Origin of the sequence: Micromonospora sp. NBRC 110009, assembly GCF_030518795.1 — a bacterium.
In the GTDB taxonomy this organism is placed as follows: Bacteria; Actinomycetota; Actinomycetes; order Mycobacteriales; family Micromonosporaceae; genus Micromonospora.
The window spans coordinates 2,835,294-2,851,643 of the sequence record NZ_CP130427.1; the positions used below are offsets into that span (position 1 = coordinate 2,835,294).

At 72.8% G+C, this 16,350-nt stretch carries 15 protein-coding genes; 6 read left to right on the plus strand and 9 right to left on the minus strand.

Annotated features, from left to right (window positions below; all coding sequences use genetic code 11):
* Positions 1-12 precede the first annotated feature (12 nt).
* A complete protein-coding gene (locus Q2K19_RS13565) occupies positions 13-1,377 on the plus strand; it encodes an AI-2E family transporter (RefSeq protein ID WP_368046134.1) in 1,365 nt (454 codons plus the stop codon).
* A gap of 48 nt (positions 1,378-1,425) precedes the next feature.
* Here Q2K19_RS13565 and Q2K19_RS13570 read toward each other — a convergent pair whose 3' ends face one another.
* The gene (locus Q2K19_RS13570; RefSeq protein ID WP_302771177.1) at positions 1,426-3,573 is read right to left on the minus strand and encodes an ATP-dependent DNA helicase; all 2,148 of its coding nucleotides are present in this window, start codon (positions 3,571-3,573) and stop codon (positions 1,426-1,428) included.
* 127 nt (positions 3,574-3,700) lie between these two features.
* On the opposite strand from Q2K19_RS13570, the gene Q2K19_RS13575 reads away from it, so the two are divergent.
* Complete coding sequence (locus Q2K19_RS13575) at positions 3,701-4,207, plus strand: DUF402 domain-containing protein (protein ID WP_302771178.1); 507 nt, start codon at positions 3,701-3,703, stop codon at positions 4,205-4,207.
* A gap of 10 nt (positions 4,208-4,217) precedes the next feature.
* Here the strand turns inward: Q2K19_RS13575 and sigJ are convergent, their stop codons facing one another.
* Positions 4,218-5,171, minus strand: a complete 954-nt coding sequence (gene sigJ / locus Q2K19_RS13580) for an RNA polymerase sigma factor SigJ (RefSeq protein WP_302771180.1) — start codon at positions 5,169-5,171, stop codon at positions 4,218-4,220.
* A gap of 151 nt (positions 5,172-5,322) precedes the next feature.
* Here sigJ and Q2K19_RS13585 point away from each other — a divergent pair, with 151 nt between their 5' ends.
* The 3 genes from Q2K19_RS13585 to Q2K19_RS13595 all read left to right on the plus strand — a co-directional run bounded on the left by Q2K19_RS13585 (position 5,323) and on the right by Q2K19_RS13595 (position 8,065).
* Positions 5,323-6,300, plus strand: a complete 978-nt coding sequence (locus tag Q2K19_RS13585) for a PPK2 family polyphosphate kinase (RefSeq protein WP_302771182.1) — start codon at positions 5,323-5,325, stop codon at positions 6,298-6,300.
* A gap of 132 nt (positions 6,301-6,432) precedes the next feature.
* Entirely contained in the window at positions 6,433-7,059 is a 627-nt protein-coding gene (locus Q2K19_RS13590; RefSeq protein WP_302771184.1) for a DUF47 domain-containing protein, read from the plus strand.
* A 4-nt stretch (positions 7,060-7,063) separates the two neighbouring features.
* Positions 7,064-8,065 (plus strand): inorganic phosphate transporter, encoded by a 1,002-nt coding sequence (locus Q2K19_RS13595; protein ID WP_302771186.1) that lies wholly within the window; start codon positions 7,064-7,066, stop codon positions 8,063-8,065.
* Positions 8,066-8,103: 38 nt separating this feature from the next.
* Here Q2K19_RS13595 and Q2K19_RS13600 read toward each other — a convergent pair whose 3' ends face one another.
* Positions 8,104-9,057 (minus strand): Gfo/Idh/MocA family protein, encoded by a 954-nt coding sequence (locus Q2K19_RS13600; protein ID WP_302772472.1) that lies wholly within the window; start codon positions 9,055-9,057, stop codon positions 8,104-8,106.
* 86 nt (positions 9,058-9,143) lie between these two features.
* Between Q2K19_RS13600 and Q2K19_RS13605 the strand changes: the two genes are divergently transcribed.
* Entirely contained in the window at positions 9,144-9,974 is an 831-nt protein-coding gene (locus tag Q2K19_RS13605; RefSeq protein ID WP_302771188.1) for an NUDIX hydrolase, read from the plus strand.
* Positions 9,975-10,039: 65 nt separating this feature from the next.
* Here Q2K19_RS13605 and pstB read toward each other — a convergent pair whose 3' ends face one another.
* The 6 genes from pstB to Q2K19_RS13635 all read right to left on the minus strand — a co-directional run bounded on the left by pstB (position 10,040) and on the right by Q2K19_RS13635 (position 16,287).
* Positions 10,040-10,816, minus strand: a complete 777-nt coding sequence (pstB, locus tag Q2K19_RS13610) for a phosphate ABC transporter ATP-binding protein PstB (RefSeq protein WP_302771189.1) — start codon at positions 10,814-10,816, stop codon at positions 10,040-10,042.
* A 20-nt stretch (positions 10,817-10,836) separates the two neighbouring features.
* Positions 10,837-11,928 carry a phosphate ABC transporter permease PstA gene (gene pstA, locus Q2K19_RS13615; RefSeq protein WP_302771191.1) on the minus strand — a complete coding sequence of 364 codons (1,092 nt, stop codon included), beginning with the start codon at positions 11,926-11,928 and terminating at the stop codon, positions 10,837-10,839.
* Positions 11,925-13,013, minus strand: coding sequence for a phosphate ABC transporter permease subunit PstC (gene pstC, locus Q2K19_RS13620; RefSeq protein WP_302771192.1), 1,089 nt, complete (start codon positions 13,011-13,013; stop codon positions 11,925-11,927). The genes pstA and pstC overlap by 4 nt, the downstream gene beginning before the upstream one ends.
* 32 nt (positions 13,014-13,045) lie before the next feature.
* A complete protein-coding gene (gene pstS, locus Q2K19_RS13625) occupies positions 13,046-14,149 on the minus strand; it encodes a phosphate ABC transporter substrate-binding protein PstS (protein ID WP_302771193.1) in 1,104 nt (367 codons plus the stop codon).
* Positions 14,150-14,448: 299 nt separating this feature from the next.
* Positions 14,449-15,375, minus strand: coding sequence for a mycothiol synthase (gene mshD, locus Q2K19_RS13630; protein WP_302771195.1), 927 nt, complete (start codon positions 15,373-15,375; stop codon positions 14,449-14,451).
* A 66-nt stretch (positions 15,376-15,441) separates the two neighbouring features.
* Entirely contained in the window at positions 15,442-16,287 is an 846-nt protein-coding gene (locus Q2K19_RS13635) for a polysaccharide deacetylase family protein (protein ID WP_302772474.1), read from the minus strand.
* Between the last annotated feature and the right edge of the window lie 63 nt (positions 16,288-16,350).

Genomic DNA, 16,350 nt, shown 5'->3' on the forward strand with positions numbered 1-16,350 from the left:
CGCCGCTCTAGGGTGGTGCGGACAGACGTATCCTGTCCCCCCTGTGACGTGGGCGGGCCAAGTTTGCGGGAGGTGCGCTTGAGCCGCTTCGAGGAGCTGCGCGGACGGCTCCGCCGCGCGTACGAGTCCGGCCGGGAGTCGGCGCGGGCCAACCGGTTCGACCCGGACGACGCGCCGGGCGAGTCGGGGGTGGCCTCGCCCTCCTCGCCGGGCCCGGCGGCCCCGGCCGCGGCGACGGTGGTCGGCGCGGAGCCGCCCGCCGCCATGCACGCCACCACCGCCAGCCGGGACGACGCCGAGGTGCCGCACGCGCTGCGGATGGCCGCGGCCTGGTCCTGGCGGCTGATCGTGGTCGGCATCGTGACCTGGTCGCTGCTCAAGATCGTCGGCACGATCCGCATCGTGATCCTCCCGTTGGCGGTGGCCCTGCTGCTCTCGGCGCTGCTCGCCCCGGCGGTCGGCTGGCTGCTCAAGGCCCGCTTCCCCCGGTCGCTGGCGACCGGTGTGGTGCTGGTCGGCGGCCTGGCCGCGGTGATCGGCACGCTGACCCTGGTGGTGAACGAGTTCATCCAGGGCGTGCCGGAGCTGAGCGAGAAGTCCTCGCAGGGCGTCCGGCAGATCCAGAACTGGCTCAAGACCGGCCCGCTGCACCTCTCCGACAGCCAGCTCAACCGCTACATCGACGAGGCGCAGAGCTGGGTCGACGCCAACACCAAGACCGTCACCAGCGGTGCTCTCTCCACCGCCGCCACCCTGGCCGAGGTGCTCACCGGCACCATCCTGGTGCTCTTCGCCACGTTCTTCTTCCTCCGCGACGGCAACAAGATCTGGCGCTTCCTGGTCCGGCTGCTGCCGGTGGCCGCCCGCTGGAAGGTGGACGACGCGGGCCGGGCGTCCTGGTCGACGCTCGGCGCGTACGTCCGGGCCACCGTGCTGGTCGCCTTCATCGACGCCGTCGGCATCGGGATCTTCCTCGTCATCTTCGACATCCCGTTCGCGTTTCCCCTGGCCGCGCTGGTCTTCCTCGGGGCGTTCATCCCGATCGTCGGGGCCGCGCTCTCCGGCGGCGTGGCCGTGCTGGTCGCGCTGGTCGACAGCGGCCCGGTGACCGCGTTGATCATCCTGGGCGTGGTGATCGGCGTGCAGCAGCTCGAGGGGCACGTGCTCCAGCCGCTGATCATGGGCCGGGCGGTGGCCATCCACCCGCTCGCCGTGATCATCGGCATCGCCGCCGGGGTGGTGCTCGCCGGGATCGCCGGCGCGCTCGTCGCGGTGCCGCTGATCGCGGTACTCAACACCGCCATCCGCCGGCTCGCCGCGCGGACCGTGCCGGACACCCCGCCGGACGCCGTGGTGGTCGCCTCCCAGGCGCCCTGAGGCCGGCCGTCCGACGCCCGCGCGGCCCCGCCCGGGGCGGCGCGGGCGTCAGCTCTTCCCGAGCCGCTCCAACGCGCCCCGGGCCACGTCGGGGCGGGTGGTGTACCAGAACGGCGGCAGGCTGCGCCGCAGGAACGGGCCGTAGCCGCGGGCGGTCTCCAGCCGGGAGTCGAGCACCGCGACCACGCCCCGGTCGCCGGTGGCCCGGATCAGCCGGCCGACGCCCTGGGCCAGCCGGACCGCGGCGATCGGCACGCTGACCGCCGCGAAGCCGGAACCGCCGTTGGCGTCGACCGCGGCCGCCCGGGCCGCGGCCAGGGGCTCGTCCGGCCGGGGGAAGGGCAGCCGGTCGATCACCACGAGCTGGCAGGAGTCACCGGGCACGTCCACCCCCTGCCAGAGCGACATCACCCCGAACAGGCAGCTCGCCCGCTCCTCCCGGAACCGCCGGACCAGCAGCGGCAGCGCCTCCTCGCCCTGGAGCAGCACCGGCAGGTCGGTCCGCGCGCGGAGCAGCTCCGCGGCCTGCTGCGCGGCCCGTCGCGAGGAGAAGAGCCCGAGGGTACGCCCACCGAGCGCCTCGACCAGCCCCAGCAGCTCCTCGCCGGCCGCCGTGGGCAGCCCCGAGACGCTCGGCCGGGGCAGGTGCGCGGCCACGTACAGGATGCCCTGCCGGGCGTAGTCGAACGGCGAACCGACGTCGAGCGAACTCCAACCGGGCCCCTCGGTGGCCGGCACGGTGCCGACGGCGGCCCGGCTGCCCTCGGTGCTCGCCACCGGGGCGCGGCCGGCGGCGGTCGCCCGGCCGGCGGCGGCCGCGGTGGCCAGCGCGGCCGCGGCGGGGGACGGCGGGGCGGGCGGCGGCGCCTCCAGCCCCAGCGCCCGGGCCACCGTGTCGAAGCGGCCGCCCAGCGCCAGGGTGGCCGAGGTGGCGACCACCGTCCGCTCGTCGTACAGGTGGGTGGCGAGGGTGCCGGCGACCGAGAGCGGCGCGACCACCAGCGCCCGCCGGCTGCCGTTCTCCGGCTTCTCCACCCAGGCGACGTCGTGGTCGGCCTCCTCCAGCAGCCGCTGCGCGGTCGTGGAGAGCTCGTCCAGGACCGCCTTCGCCTGCTGCTTGCGGACCGGATCCGGGTCGTCGGCCTTGACCTCGCCGATCGCCTCCAGGGCGGCCCGGGTCGCCGAGTCGAGCAGCGTGCACGCCTCGCGCAGCGCCGGGGGCAGCCCGGCGGTGAGCCGCCCGGCCGGCGCCTCGGCCAGCCCCACGGCGAGGGCGTCGCCCGCCTCGGTGAGCCGCTCGGCGACCTCCGGGCGCAGCAGCGGGCGGGCCCGGCGGGCGGACCGGTCGATCAGCTCGGGGACCAGCTCGGCCTGCGCCGCCGAGGAGACCCGGTCGGCCAGCTCGTGCGCCTCGTCGACGACGAGCAGCTTGTGCGGCGGCACGATGTGCCGGCCGGCGAGCATGTCGACCGCGAGCAGGCTGTGGTTGGTGACCACGATGTCCGCCTCGCGGGCCCGGGCCCGCGACGCCTCGGCGAAGCATTCCTGCCCGAAGGAGCAGCGGGTGGCGCCGACGCACTCCCGCGCCGGCATCGAGACGGTCCGCCAGACCTGGTCGTCGACCCCCGGGTCCAGCTCGTCCCGGTCGCCGGTGGCGGTCTCCTCCGCCCAGTCGCGGACCCGCTGGATCTGCTTGCCCAGCCGGCCCGCCTCGCCCAGCCACTTCGTCCCGCCGCCGGGCCGGGGCGCGTCGAAGAGGCTGTCCTTCGGCTCCTCCTCCGTGGAGTTGTCCAGCCGGGCCAGGCACAGGTAGTGGTGCCGCCCCTTCAGCACCGCGAAGGTGGGGCGGCGGCCGAGCAGCGGCTCCACCGCGTCGGCCAGCCGGGGCAGGTCGTGGTCGACCAGCTGGGACTGCAACGCCAGGGTGGCGGTGGAGACGACCACCGGCCCGTCCACGGTCAACGACGGGGCCAGGTAGGCCAGCGACTTGCCGGTGCCCGTGCCGGCCTGGACCAGCAGGTGCTCGCCGGAGGCGACGCTCCGCTCGATCGCCTCGGCCATCTGCTGCTGACCCGGGCGGGCCGCCCCGCCGGGAACCGCGCCGACCGCCGCGGTCAGCAGCTCCTCGCCGCTGGGCCGGCCGCTTCGGCGCTTCTTTCCGACGGCGGGACCGGTGGCGGTGCGGGGCGGGGTCACCGTGCGACCGTACCCGCCGGGCCCGACACGGGCCGCGTCGCGCCACCGCGTGGCGCGGTTCCGATCGGGTCGCGTCCGGTTACCTGCCGATCGCGTCGCGTGGCCGGAATCGGCTAGGGTGCCAGTCATGCCGAGCGACGTGGTCCGCGTGATCTACCGCAAGTACGACGGCAGCGCTCACCGCGACTACCCGGCCCGCCGGCTCGCCGAGGACGATCTCGGCGTGTGGCTCGGCGTACCGGCCGGCACCGAGTCGGTCTACCACGGCCGGCCCTCGGTCGAGCAGATCCCGTTCGTCCTGCTGGTGCCCCGGCACAGCTGGTGGACCGGCATGTTCAACCCGCCGCCCCGGACCAGCGAGGTCTACTGCGACATCACCACCCCGGCCCGCTGGCAGGGGGAGGACACGGTCCACCTGATCGACCTCGACCTCGACGTGGTTCGCCGCCGGGCCACCGGCCTGGTGGAGCTGCGCGACGAGGACGAGTTCGCCGAGCACCGCGAGCGTTTCGGCTACCCCGACGACGTGGTCGCCGAGGCCGAGGCGGCGGCCGGCTGGCTGTTCGGCGCGCTCGCCGACGGCACCGAGCCGTTCGCCACCTCCTACCGGAAGTGGCTGGCCCTGGTGGTCTGAGCCAGCTCACCTAGTGCGGCGGCCAGCCGGCCTGCGCTCCGATCGCCGGCAGTCGGGTCACCTTCTCCGGGTTGAGCTGGTTGAAGACCCCGGTGACCCGGCCCTCGTGCATGGCGAACGAGGTGACCATGCGGATCAGCCGCCCGTCCCGGTAGACGGTCTCCGCCTGCCAGCCCAACGTGCCGTCCACCAGCACGGGCCGGGCCAGCACCCGCTCGCCGTACCGGGCGGCCTGGCCGAACAGACCGAGGATGAACCGGCCCACCATCTCCGCGCCGACCACCGGCCGGCGGGCCGCCGGGAAGTGCCCGCCGCTGTCGCCGATCAGCACCACGTCCGGGGCGAGCACCTGGACCAGCCGGTCCAGCTCGCCGGACTCCACCGCGGCGGTGAAGGCGGCCAGCACCCGCCGCTGCTCGGCCAGGTCGGCGGTGTGCCGGGGGACGTCGGGGCCGCTCACCGCCCGGCGACCGCGCGAGGCGAGCTGCCGGGCCGCCTCCGGCGTGGTGCCGAGCACGTCGGCGACCGTGGCGAACGGCACCGCGAAGACGTCGTGCAGCACGAACGCCACCCGCTGCTCCGGGGTCAGCCGCTCGAGCACCACCAGCAGCGCGGTGCCGAGCTGGTCGGCGCGCACCGCCCGCTCGGCCGGGTCGGGGGCGAACCCGTCCGCCGTGGGCAGCTGGCTGACCACCGGCTCCGGCAGCCACTGGCCGGGGTACGCCTCCCGGCGGACCCGGGCGGAGCGGAGCACGTCGAGGCAGATCCGTGAGCAGGTGGTGGTCAGCCAGGCGCGCAGCTCCCGGACCTGGGCGCGGGCGGCCGGGTCGGCCAGCGCGGACGCGTACCGGAGCCAGGTCTCCTGCACCGCGTCCTCGGCCTCGCTCCGGCTGCCCAGCATCCGGTACGCGACCGCCAGCAGGTGCGCGCGTTCCGCCTCGAACTCCGCCGCCAGATCCGTCACGATCCACACCCTCCCCGTCGGAGCTCACATTCTCCCCACACCTCTGGACGCTTCGCCGCCCCGACATGTGACATCGCGTGGTGCCACTCGGCGGTTCCGGGCGCGAGGTGCTCGGGAGGCGGGGCGGCGCGGGGTGGGCGAGGATCGGAGGATGAGCGCAGTCGACGAGGTGGTCCCGCCGGCGGGCGGGTCGATGCGGGAGCTGCTGCGGGTGGCGCCCGTGGGAGCGGACCTGACGGCGATCGACCCCCGGTCGACCCCGGGCCTGCCGGTGGCGGCCGGCCGGGGAAAGGAACGGAAGGAGTGGGCGCGGGGGCAGGTCGAGCTGCTCGGCGCGGAACTCGGCCGCCAGCAGGAGATGCTGTACGCCGCCGCGAAGAGCGCGGCCGGGCCGGACGTGCCGGCCAGTGCCCCCACCCAGGCCGGCGCGGACCTGGACGGCCACCGCCCGCGGCGGCTGCTGCTCGTGCTCCAGGCGATGGACTGCGGCGGCAAGGACGGCACGATCAAGCGGGTGGCCGGCGCCATGAACCCGCTGGGTCTGCACATCCGGTCGTTCGGCCCGCCCACCGAGGAGGAGCGGCGGCACGACTTCCTCTGGCGGATCCGGCGCGCCCTGCCGCCCCCCGGGTACGTGGGCGTCTTCAACCGCTCGCACTACGAGGACGTGCTGATCGGCCGGGTCGAGGAGCTCGTCGACGAGCCCACCTGGCGGGCCCGGTACGACATGATCAACGACTTCGAGCGGGAACTGACCGATCATGGGGTCACCCTGGTGAAGGTGATGTTGCACATCTCCTACGCCGAGCAGGGCGAGCGGCTGGCGGAGCGGCTCAGCGACTCGACGAAGTACTGGAAGTACAACCCCAGCGACCTGGACACCCGGGCCCGCTGGGACGACTACCAGGCCGCGTACGGGGACGCCCTGCGCCGCTGCGGCACGGACGCCGCGCCCTGGTTCGTGGTGCCGGCGGACCGGAAGTGGTACCGCGACTGGGCGGTGGCGCACCTGCTGCGGGAGACGTTCGACGGGTGGCATCTGGGGTATCCGGCTGCCGATTTTGACGTGGAACGGGAGCGCCAGCGGTTGCGGAGCGCGAACGAGAAGGTCAAGGTGAACGGCGGGTGAACAAGCGGTGAATCGGGCCTGACCAGGGGTGGGCCGGCGGATGCCCGGTTCCGCGGGGTACCTAGCATGCCCAGAGCACGCGCCCTTCGGGGCGACGGCCACCCTTCCACCGACACTGACGAGGTCCGTGCTGTGAAGTTTTCCTTCCGTCCCACCGAGGGCGCTTTCTACGAGCTCTTCACCAGGGCCGCGCAGAACCTGGTGCGGGGTACCGAGCTGCTCAACGAGCTGGCGCTGCCCGGCGTCGACGTGCAGTCGGTCAGCGAGCGGCTGACCGAGGTCGAGCACGACAGCGACCAGATCACCCACGAGCTGTTCAAGAAGATCAACTCTACCTTCATCACCCCGTTCGACCGGGAGGACATCTACCGGTTGGGCTCGCTGCTCGACGACGTGATGGACCACCTGGAGGCGGTCGGCAACCTGCTCTACCTGTACGGCCTGACCAAGCTCCCGGCGCTGCCGCGCGAGCTGCACGACCTGGTCAACGTGCTGGACCAGCAGGCCAAGCTGACCGCCGACGCGATGCCGCAGCTGCGGTCGATGAAGAACCTCGAGGACTACTGGATCGAGTGCAACCGCCTCGAGAACGACGGCGACCAGGTGTACCGGATGCTGCTCGTCCGCCTCTTCTCCGGCGAGTACGACGCGCTCACCGTGCTGAAGATGAAGGAGGTGGCCGACGAGCTGGAGGCCGCCTGCGACGCCTTCGAGCACGTGGCGAACACCGTCGAGACCATCGCGGTCAAGGAGTCCTGATCCCGTGACTCCCGAACTCATCGCCGTGCTGGCGGTGATCGTGGTCGCCATGGCGTTCGACTACACGAACGGCTTCCATGACGCGGCCAACGCGATCGCCACCAGCGTCTCCACCCGGGCGCTGACCCCCCGGTTCGCCCTCGCGCTGGCCGCCGTCGGCAACTTCGTCGGCGCGCACTTCGGCGCCGGGGTGGCCAAGACCGTCGGCGACGGACTGGTCACCCTGCCCACCGGGGTGACCAGCCTCGGGGTGGTCTTCGCCGGCGTGCTCGGCGCCATCGCCTGGAACCTGATCACCTGGTACTTCGGCCTGCCGTCGTCCTCCTCGCACGCCCTCTTCGGCGGCCTGGTCGGCGCCACCCTCTTCTCCGGCGGCGTCGTGCAGTGGGGCAACATCATCGACAAGGTCATCATCCCGATGGTGCTCTCGCCGGTGGTCGGCCTCGTGCTCGGCTTCCTGGTGATGCTGGCGATCCTCTGGCTGTTCCGGAAGGGCCAGCCGGGCAAGCTGAACCGCGGCTTCCGCGTGGCGCAGACCGTCTCGGCCGCCGCCATGTCCGTCGGCCACGGCATGCAGGACGCCGCCAAGACCATGGGCATCATCGTCCTGGCCCTGTACACCGGCGGCTTCCAGCACGACAAGACGCACATCCCCGGCTGGGTGTTCTGGACCTCGGCGGCCATGCTGGCGGCCGGCACCTACGCGGGCGGCTGGCGCATCATCCGGACCCTCGGCCGGAAGATCATCGACCTGGGCCCGCCGGAGGGCTTCGCGGCCGAGACGGTGGCCAGCGCGGTGCTCTACTTCAACGCCCTGGTGCTGAAGGCCCCGATCTCCACCACGCACACGATCACCTCGGCGATCATGGGCGTGGGCGCGACCAAGCGGCTCACCGCGGTCCGCTGGAACGTGGCCGGCAACATCGTGATCGCCTGGATCATCACGTTCCCCGCGGCCGCGGCCATCGCCTGCCTGGCGTACCTGCTGGTCCGCCCGCTGTTCTGAGCTGACCGGAGGGGCCCCTTCCGACGGGGCCCCTCCGGTCACGCGTACGAGAGGCCGATCCGGGCCCGGATGTCGTCGAGCAGGGCCATCACCTCCAGGGTGGCGGCGTGCGGCACCAGCGGGCTCTCGCTCAGTCCGGCGGCCAGGCAGCGCTGCACCTCGATCGCCTCGTACTGGTAGCCGCCGCCGGTCAGGTCGGCCGGGATGGTCTGCGGCTCCGCGCCGAGCCGATGCAGCACCGCGGCGCCCGGCCGGTAGAACGGCTCGGGCAGGTCGATCCGGCCGGTCGTGCCGGTGATCGACGCGGTGACCGCGGCGGGGCCGATCATCCCGCAGCCCAGCGTCGCCACCGCGCCGGAGTCCCAGCCGAGCACGACGCCGGTGTTCTCGTCCACGCCCTCCGGGCTCAGCTTCGCCCAGGCCCGCACCTGCTGCGGCACGCCGAGCAGCAGGTGGGCCAGGCTCACCGGGTAGACCCCCAGGTCGAGCAGCGCGCCCCCGCCCAGCGTCCGGGCCCGCATCCGGTGCTCCGGCGGGAACGGCCCGGCCACCCCGAAGTCGGCCCGCACGCCGGTCACCTCGCCGATGGCGCCGTCCGCGATCAGCTCCAGGACCCGGAGGATCAGCGGGTTGGTCCGCATCCACATGGCCTCCATCAGGAAGAGGCCCCGCGCGCGGGCGGTCTCGACCAGCTCGGTGGTGGTCGCCAGGTCGAGCGTGCACGGCTTCTCGACCAGCACCGCCTTCTCGCCGGCCAGGCAGGTCAGGGTCGCCTCGTGGTGGGCGGCGTGCGGGGTGGCCACGTAGACCACGTCCACGTCCGGGTCCCGGGCCAGCTCCGCCCAGGAGGCGTACGCCCGGGGGACGTCGTGCCGGGCGGCGAAGAGCTCGGCGCTCTCCCGGGTCCGGGAGCCGACCGCGACCAGCTCCGCCCCCGGCACCCGCCGCAGGTCCTCGGCGAAACGGCCGGCGATGTGCCCGGTGGCGAGGATTCCTCAACGCGTCATGCCGGCACGCTATCCCGGACCGCCCGGCCGTCGGGCGGATGATCCACCGGTCGGGAACTAGGCTGCTCAGAATGACGATCGACGGCTTCGCCGCACCCCCCGCCCTGGTGGAGCACGCCCGCCGGTTCCAGGCCGAGGGCGGGGTCCCGGCCGTGCCGCGGGTCGCGGCCACCGTGCTGCTGCTCCGCCCGTCCGGCGCCGGGTTCGAGGTGTACCTGATCCGCCGGGTCGCCGCGATGACCTTCGGCGGGATGTACGCCTTCCCCGGCGGCGGGGTGGACCGTTCCGACTCGCAGGCGCACCTGGACTGGGCCGGCCCGGAGCCGGCCGCCTGGGGTGACCGACTCGGCCTCGCCCCGGACGCCGCCCAGGCGGTGGTCTGCGCGGCCGCGCGGGAGGTCTTCGAGGAGGCCGGGGTGCTGCTGGCCGGCCCGGACGCGGCGACCGTGGTCGGCGACGTCAGCGGGGACGACTGGGAGAGCGCGCGGCAGGACCTGGAGGCCCGCCGGACCGGCTTCGCCGGCCTCCTGGCCGGACGACGGCTCACCCTCCGCTCGGATCTGCTGCTGCCCTGGAGCCGGTGGATCACCCCGGAGTTCGAGCCGCGCCGCTTCGACACGTACTTCTTCGTGGCCCTGCTGCCGGAGGGGCAGCGGACCCGGGACGTCTCCGGCGAGGCCGACCACACCTTGTGGCTCCGCCCGGCGGACGCCCTCGCCCGGGCGTCGGCCGGCGAGCTGACCATGCTGCCGCCGACGATGGTCACCCTGGCCGAGGTCGCCGCCGCCGGCGACCTGGCCGGCGTGGCGGAACTCGCGGCGTCCCGCGACGCGGCCACCCCGGTCACCCCCCGCCTCGACCTTCCCGACGACGGTGAGCCGCGCTTCGTCCTCGGCGGCTGACCACGGATACGCGGAGGGCCCCGGTCGGGATCGACCGGGGCCCTCGCGGACCGGGAACCAGCGGCTCAGCCGAAGCGGCCGGTGATGTAGTCCTCGGTCTTCTTCACGCTCGGGTTGCTGAAGATCTTCTGGGTGTTGTCGTACTCGATCAGCCGGCCCGGGTCGCCGGTCTTCTCGATCGAGAAGAACGCGGTCCGGTCCGACACCCGGGCGGCCTGCTGCATGTTGTGCGTGACGATGATGATGGTGAACTTGTCCTTGAGCTGGAACATCAGGTCCTCGATGGCCAGCGTGGAGATCGGGTCGAGGGCCGAGCAGGGCTCGTCCATCAGCACCACCTGCGGCTCGACCGCGATCGTGCGGGCGATGCAGAGCCGCTGCTGCTGACCGCCGGAGAGGCCGGCGCCCGGCTTGCCCAGCCGGTCCTTCACCTCGTCCCAGAGGTTCGCCGAGCGGAGCGCCTTCTCGGCCGCCTCCTCCAGGATGGACTTCCGCTTCACCCCGTTGAGCCGCAGCCCGGCCACCACGTTCTCGAAGATGCTCATGGTGGGGAACGGGTTGGGCCGCTGGAAGACCATGCCGATCATCCGCCGGACCGCGGTGACGTCGACGTCCCGGTCGTAGATGTCCTGGTTGTCGATCGTCAGGCTGCCCTCGACCCGGGCGCCGGGGAGCACCTCGTGCATCCGGTTGATCGAGCGCAGGAAGGTCGACTTGCCGCAGCCGGACGGGCCGATCAGGGCGGTCACCGTCTTCGGCTCGACGGTCAGGTTGATGTTCTCGATCGCCTTGAAGCCCCCGTAGTACGCGGTGACGTTCGTGGCTTCGATGCGCTTGGCCATGGTGGCGGTACCTCCGGGGTTCATCGGGCGAGCCGGTTGCGACGGGCCAGCAACTTCGCCGCGATGGTCAGGATGAGAACGAGGGCGACCAGGGTCAGCGCCGCGGTCCACGCCCGCGCCGGCGAGTACTTCGAGGCATCGCCGGCCTGCTGGTAGACGAAGAGAGCCAGCGACGACTGGTTGTTCTCGAACGGGTTGAAGTTGATCGCGGCGCCGCCGCCGGCGACGAGCAGCACCGGGGCGGTCTCGCCGGCGGCCCGCGCGATGGCGAGCATCACGCCGGTGACGATGCCCGGCAATGCCGTCGGCAAAACGACCCGCAGGATGGTCTTCCACTTCGGCACGCCGAGGGCGTACGCGCCCTCGCGCAGCGGCGCCGGGACGAGGCGGAGCATCTCCTCGGTGGAGCGGACCACGGTCGGCAGCATGAGCACGCTCAGCGCCAGCGCGGCGGCGAAGCCGGAGAAGCCCGGCCGGCCGTCGTTGAACACCGGGGAGACGATCAGCACCCAGAAGGCCAGGATGAAGAGGCCGGAGACGATCGACGGGATGCCGGTCATCACGTCCACGAAGAAGCGGATCGTGAAGGCGAACCGGCCCCGGCCGTACTCCACCACGTAGATCGCGCAGAGCACCCCGAGCGGGACGGTGATCAGGGTGGCGATGCCGACCTGCTCCAGCGTGCCGACGATGGCGTGGTAGGCGCCGCCGTTGGCGTCCCGGGCCCCGATGTTGTTCATCGAGGTGCCGAAGAAGTTGCCATCCAGCCGCTCGACACCCTTGCTGACCAGGGTCCAGACCACCGAGGCCAGCGGCAGCACCGCCAGCACGAAGGCGGAGTGGATCAGCGCGCTCCAGGTGCGGTTGCGGGCGGCCCGCCGGCCCTCCACCGCGTTGGCCGCGAGGAAGAGGCCGGTCAGGTAGAGCAGGGCGGCGACGACCACGACCAGGACCGGGCCGCCGATGCCGGCGCCGTAGACGATGCCGGCGGCGGCCAGCAGGGCCACGACCGCGATCGTGGGCGCGGCGTACGCCGGAAGCCGCCGGGCCCGCAGCGTGGCCGGCTGCGCCGGCGGCCGCGGGCGGTGGTTGGTGACGGTGGTGGTGGTCATGCGGCCGACTCCGTGAACTCGCGGCGGCGGTAGATGATCGCCCGCGCAGTGATGTTGACGATCAGCGTGATCGCGAAGAGCACCAGGCCGGAGGCGATGAGCGCGCCGCGACCGGTGTCGTTCGCCTCGCCGAAGGCGTTGGCGATGTTCGCGGCGATGGTGTTGCCGCCGTTCTGGATCACGTTGAAGGAGATGCCGAAGGTGATGCCGAGGGTCATCGCCAGGGCGATGGTCTCGCCGAGCGCCCGGCCGAGGCCGAGCATGACCGCGGCGATGATGCCGGGCCGGCCGTACGGCAGCACGGCGGTGCGGATCATCTCCCAGCGGGTGGCGCCGAGCGCCAGGGCGGCCTCCTCGTTGGCCTGCGGCGTCTGGAGGAAGACCTCGCGGGAGAGTGAGGTGATGATCGGCAGCACCATGATCGCCAGGACCAGGGCGCCCAGCAGGATCGACCTTCCGAACGGGCCGTCGCCGCCGAAGATCGGGATCCAGCTGAAGTACTTGTTCAGCCAGACCGAGAAGTCCCGCACCGGGTTGATGAAGATGTCCCGTCCCCAGAGACCGAAGACCACGCTGGGCACGGCGGCCAGCAGGTCGATCAGGAAGCCGAGCGCGGTGCCCAGCCGGCGGGGTGCGTAGTGGGACAGGTAGAGGGCGATGCCCAGGGCCACCGGCACGGCCATGAGCAGCGCGAGGGCCGAGCTGAGGACGGTGCCGAAGGCGAGCGTGCCGATGCCGAACTTCGGCTGGGCCTGGTTCGGCGACCAGCCCTCGTAGGTCCAGAAGTTCTCGGTGTTCGCGCGCAGCGCCGGCACGGCTTTGGAGATCAGGAAGACCGCGATGGCCGCGATGATGACCAGCACGGCGGTGCCGGCGGCCACGGTGAGGCCACGGAAGGCCTTCTCCGCGCCGAACGCCCGGGCCCGTGGCAGCGCGCCGCCGCCGCCGAGGCCGTTGTCAGGCGTACGAGGGGTTCCGGGGATCTCGGCCACACGCGCCGAGGCACCGGCGGACCACCCGTCACTCCTGGTGACGGTGTGGCCGCCGGTGCCGGCGTGCGCCGAGCGTTGAGGGGTCTGACCCATCTGCTCGCTCGCTTCGAAAGTGGTGGTTACGGTCAGGAGAGGTTCTTGACCGCGGCCTCGACCTTGGTGCGGACCGAGTCGGGCAGCGGGGCGTAGCCGAGCTCGGAGAGCTGGGTCTGACCCTCGCTGCTGGCCGCGTAGCCGAGCAGGCCCTTGACCAGGGGGAGCTTGTCGGCCGCGAGGCCCTTGCTGCAGGCGATCTCGTAGGTCACCAGGACGATCGGGTACGCCCCGGCCTCCGTGGTGTTGTAGTCGATCGACATCTTCAGGTCGTCGCCCTGGCCCTCGACCTTGGCGCCGGCGATGGTCTTGCCGGCGGCCTCGCCGGTCAGCTCGGTGAACTCACCGGCGCCGTTCTTGATCTTGGCCTTCTTCAGCCCGGAGTTGTCGGCGAAGGAGAGCTCCATGTAGCCGATCGAGCCGTCCGCGCCCTTGACCGCGCTGGCCACGCCGTCCGAGCCCTTGGCGCCGGTGCCGCCCGGGGCCTTCCAGGCCTTGGCGTTCTCGAAGGTCCAGTCCGCGCCGGCGGTCTTCGCCAGGTACTTGGTGAAGTTGTCGGTGGTGCCCGACTCGTCCGAGCGGTGGACGGTCTGGATGGTGGTCGACGGGAGCTTGGCGTTCGGGTTGTCGGCCTTGATCGCGGCGTCGTCCCACTTGGTGACCTTGCCAGCGAAGATCTTGGCCAGGGTGGCCGGGCCGAGCTGGAGGTTGTCCACGCCGCTCACGTTGTAGGCGACCGCGATCGGGCCGATGACCATCGGCAGGTGGATGGCCTGGCCGCCGGCGCACTTGGCGTCGGCCTGCGGCTGCTCCTCCGGCTTGAGGGCCGAGTCGGAGCCGGCGAAGTCGGCGGTGCCGGCGATGAAGGCCTGGATGCCGGCGCCCGAGCCGGAGGGCTCGTAGTTGATCGTGGTGCCGGCGCACTTCTGCTGGTACGCCTTGATCCACTCGGCCATCGCGTTCTTCTGCGCGGAGGAGCCCTGCGCGTTCAGCGTGCCCTTGCCGCAGTCGGCGGCGGCGGCGGAGCCAGAGGCGGAGGTGCCGGTCGGCTCGTTGTTGTCCGAGCCGCAGGCGCTGAGACCGAGCACCGCGGTAAGAGCGAGGCAGGCAATGGCGCCGTGCCGCTGGAGCTTCACCTGAAAGGTTTCCCTTCACGTCTTTGGTCAGGTCGCCCGGGGCTCGCCCGGGTGCCGGCGCTGACCGGCTGACACGAAAGGTAGAAGTGCCAGGTAGACGGTTCGCCGGTCGGAAGTGAACGGGAGATGAACAGGTGCGGCCGGCGGGGTGGCCGTGGGCTGAGGAGGGGTTGTCCGTTACGTGAACTCGCGGCCGGCTATCGCTAATAATACGATTTATCCGGGCGGTTGTTACTCGGCCGAGTCCACCGCGTGACGCTGCCGTGACCGCTGCACGGGACGGGGATCGGCGGTCGGGCTCAGCCGAGCTGGTAGTTGACGTGGGCCGACCAGCGGGCGAAACCGAGCCGCTCGTAGAGCGCCACCGCGGCGGTGTTGGACTCGTCGACGTAGAGCATCACCCGGTCCAGCCCGCGCCGGTCCCGCAGGTATGCCAGCCCGGCCGTGGTGAGCGCCCGCCCGAGCCCACCCCGGTGCGCGGTCGGCGCCACCCCGAGCACGTAGACCTCGCCGATCCGGGCCGAGCCGGGCCGTTCGTGCACCTTGGTCCAGTGGAAGCCGAGCAGCCGGCCGGTCGCGGACTCCACCGCGAGCAGGAAGCCGGCCGGGTCGAACCACGGCTCGGCGAGGCGTACCCGGAGGTCGGCGAGGGTCCACCGGCCCTGCTCCGGGTGTTCGGCGAAGGCGGCGTTGTTGACCGCGAGCCACGCCTCGTCGTCCTCGCCGGGGCGGAAGGCGCGCAGCTCGACGCCGTCCGGCAGGCCCGGCTCGCCGACGGCGGCGGTCAGCGGCCGGCGTAGCTGCCAGAGCACCCGGGCCCGGGCGAAGCCCAGGTCGACCGCGAGCGCGGCGGCCGACGGGTGATTGCCGTGCGCCCAGGCCCGCAGCGGCCCGGACGCCGCGGCCAGCACGCCGCGGGCCAGCGCCCGCCCGGTGCCCCGCCGCCGGTACGCCGGATGCACCACCAACTCGACCCCGATGCCGCCGGTCGGGTCGGTGGTGTCGAGGTGGGCGTAGCCGGTGAGGGTGTTGTCGGTGGCCCGGGCGGTGAGGTGCACCGCCGGCGCCTCCGGGTCGCGCAGCCGCAGCAGCACGTGCTCGTCGAGCGGGTCCGCGCCGTCGGCGTCGCCGGCGGTGCGGGCCAGCGCCAGCACCTCGGCCACCTCGACCGGCGCCAGCCGGTCGGCGCGGGCGACCCGATCGGCGGTCGGCGGGGTGCTGCTCATCCCGTCACCGTAGCGGCCGGCGGGCCGCCGATCATGCCGGACGCGGGGACGGCCGGGTGGTGGTCGTCACGTGGTGCCGGTGGGCAGGGCCTCCAACTGGAACCGGTCCAGCAGCGCGGGCAGGAGGTAGTGCAACGCCGCGACCGTGCCCGACCGGTCGCCGCCGGCGTCGTGCATCAGCACGATCGAACCCGGCCGGGTCTCGGTCAGCACCGTCGTAATGATCTTCTGAGGGCCCGGGAGCTGCCAGTCGGTCGGGTCGACCGCCCAGTGCAGCGGGGTCATGCCCAGCTCCTCGGCGACCGACACCACCGGGTGGGTCCAGTTCCCGCCCGGCTGCCGGAAGTACGCGATCCGCGCGTTCGGCACCGCGGCCCGGATCGCGTCGCTGGTCCGCAGCAGGTCGGCCCGGATCGTGTCGGGGGAGCGGCTGCCCAGGTCGACGTCGTGGCTCCAGGAGTGGTTGCAGACGGTGTGCCCCTCGGCGACGATCGCCTGGATGAGGTCGGGGTGCTCCTGGGCGTTCTGCCCCACCACACAGAAGGTGGCCTTGACGCCGTACTCGTTGAGCAGGGCGAGGACCTGCGGGGTGTACTGCGGGTCCGGTCCGTCGTCGAAGGTCAGCGCGACCCGGGAGGTGCCGGTGGTGATCCAGCTGCCGTCGGGTCCGTCGCCGTCGCCGCCCGCCTGCTGCGGCTCCGCGGACCGGCTCGGGCTCACCGTGGCCGGGGCGGGAAAGTCGGTGGCGGGCGGCTGCTCGGCGTAGTGCTGTTGGTTCCGGCTGGCCGTGACCCCATTGCTCCGCTGCGGCTGCTCGGGGACCAGGCTGCGGCCGAGCGCGTACGCCGAGCCGAGCAGCGCGGCCAACACCAGGATCACCGTCCCGGACGCCCGAACCTTGGTGGCCCGCATCACCGGGCCCGTCCGTTCGGGTCCCGGCACGGACCTGTCATCGCCCCCGTGGTCACCGCACGC

Coding starts and splice junctions, on each gene's coding strand:
- pstC (WP_302771192.1), bottom strand. CDS start 13,013: ATGGGTCAGACCCCTCAACGCTCGGCGCACGCCGGCACCGGCGGCCAC.
- mshD (WP_302771195.1), bottom strand. CDS start 15,375: ATGAGCAGCACCCCGCCGACCGCCGATCGGGTCGCCCGCGCCGACCGG.
- Q2K19_RS13635 (WP_302772474.1), bottom strand. CDS start 16,287: ATGCGGGCCACCAAGGTTCGGGCGTCCGGGACGGTGATCCTGGTGTTG.
- pstB (WP_302771189.1), bottom strand. CDS start 10,816: ATGGCCAAGCGCATCGAAGCCACGAACGTCACCGCGTACTACGGGGGC.
- pstA (WP_302771191.1), bottom strand. CDS start 11,928: ATGACCACCACCACCGTCACCAACCACCGCCCGCGGCCGCCGGCGCAG.
- Q2K19_RS13605 (WP_302771188.1), top strand. CDS start 9,144: ATGACGATCGACGGCTTCGCCGCACCCCCCGCCCTGGTGGAGCACGCC.
- Q2K19_RS13575 (WP_302771178.1), top strand. CDS start 3,701: ATGCCGAGCGACGTGGTCCGCGTGATCTACCGCAAGTACGACGGCAGC.
- Q2K19_RS13585 (WP_302771182.1), top strand. CDS start 5,323: ATGAGCGCAGTCGACGAGGTGGTCCCGCCGGCGGGCGGGTCGATGCGG.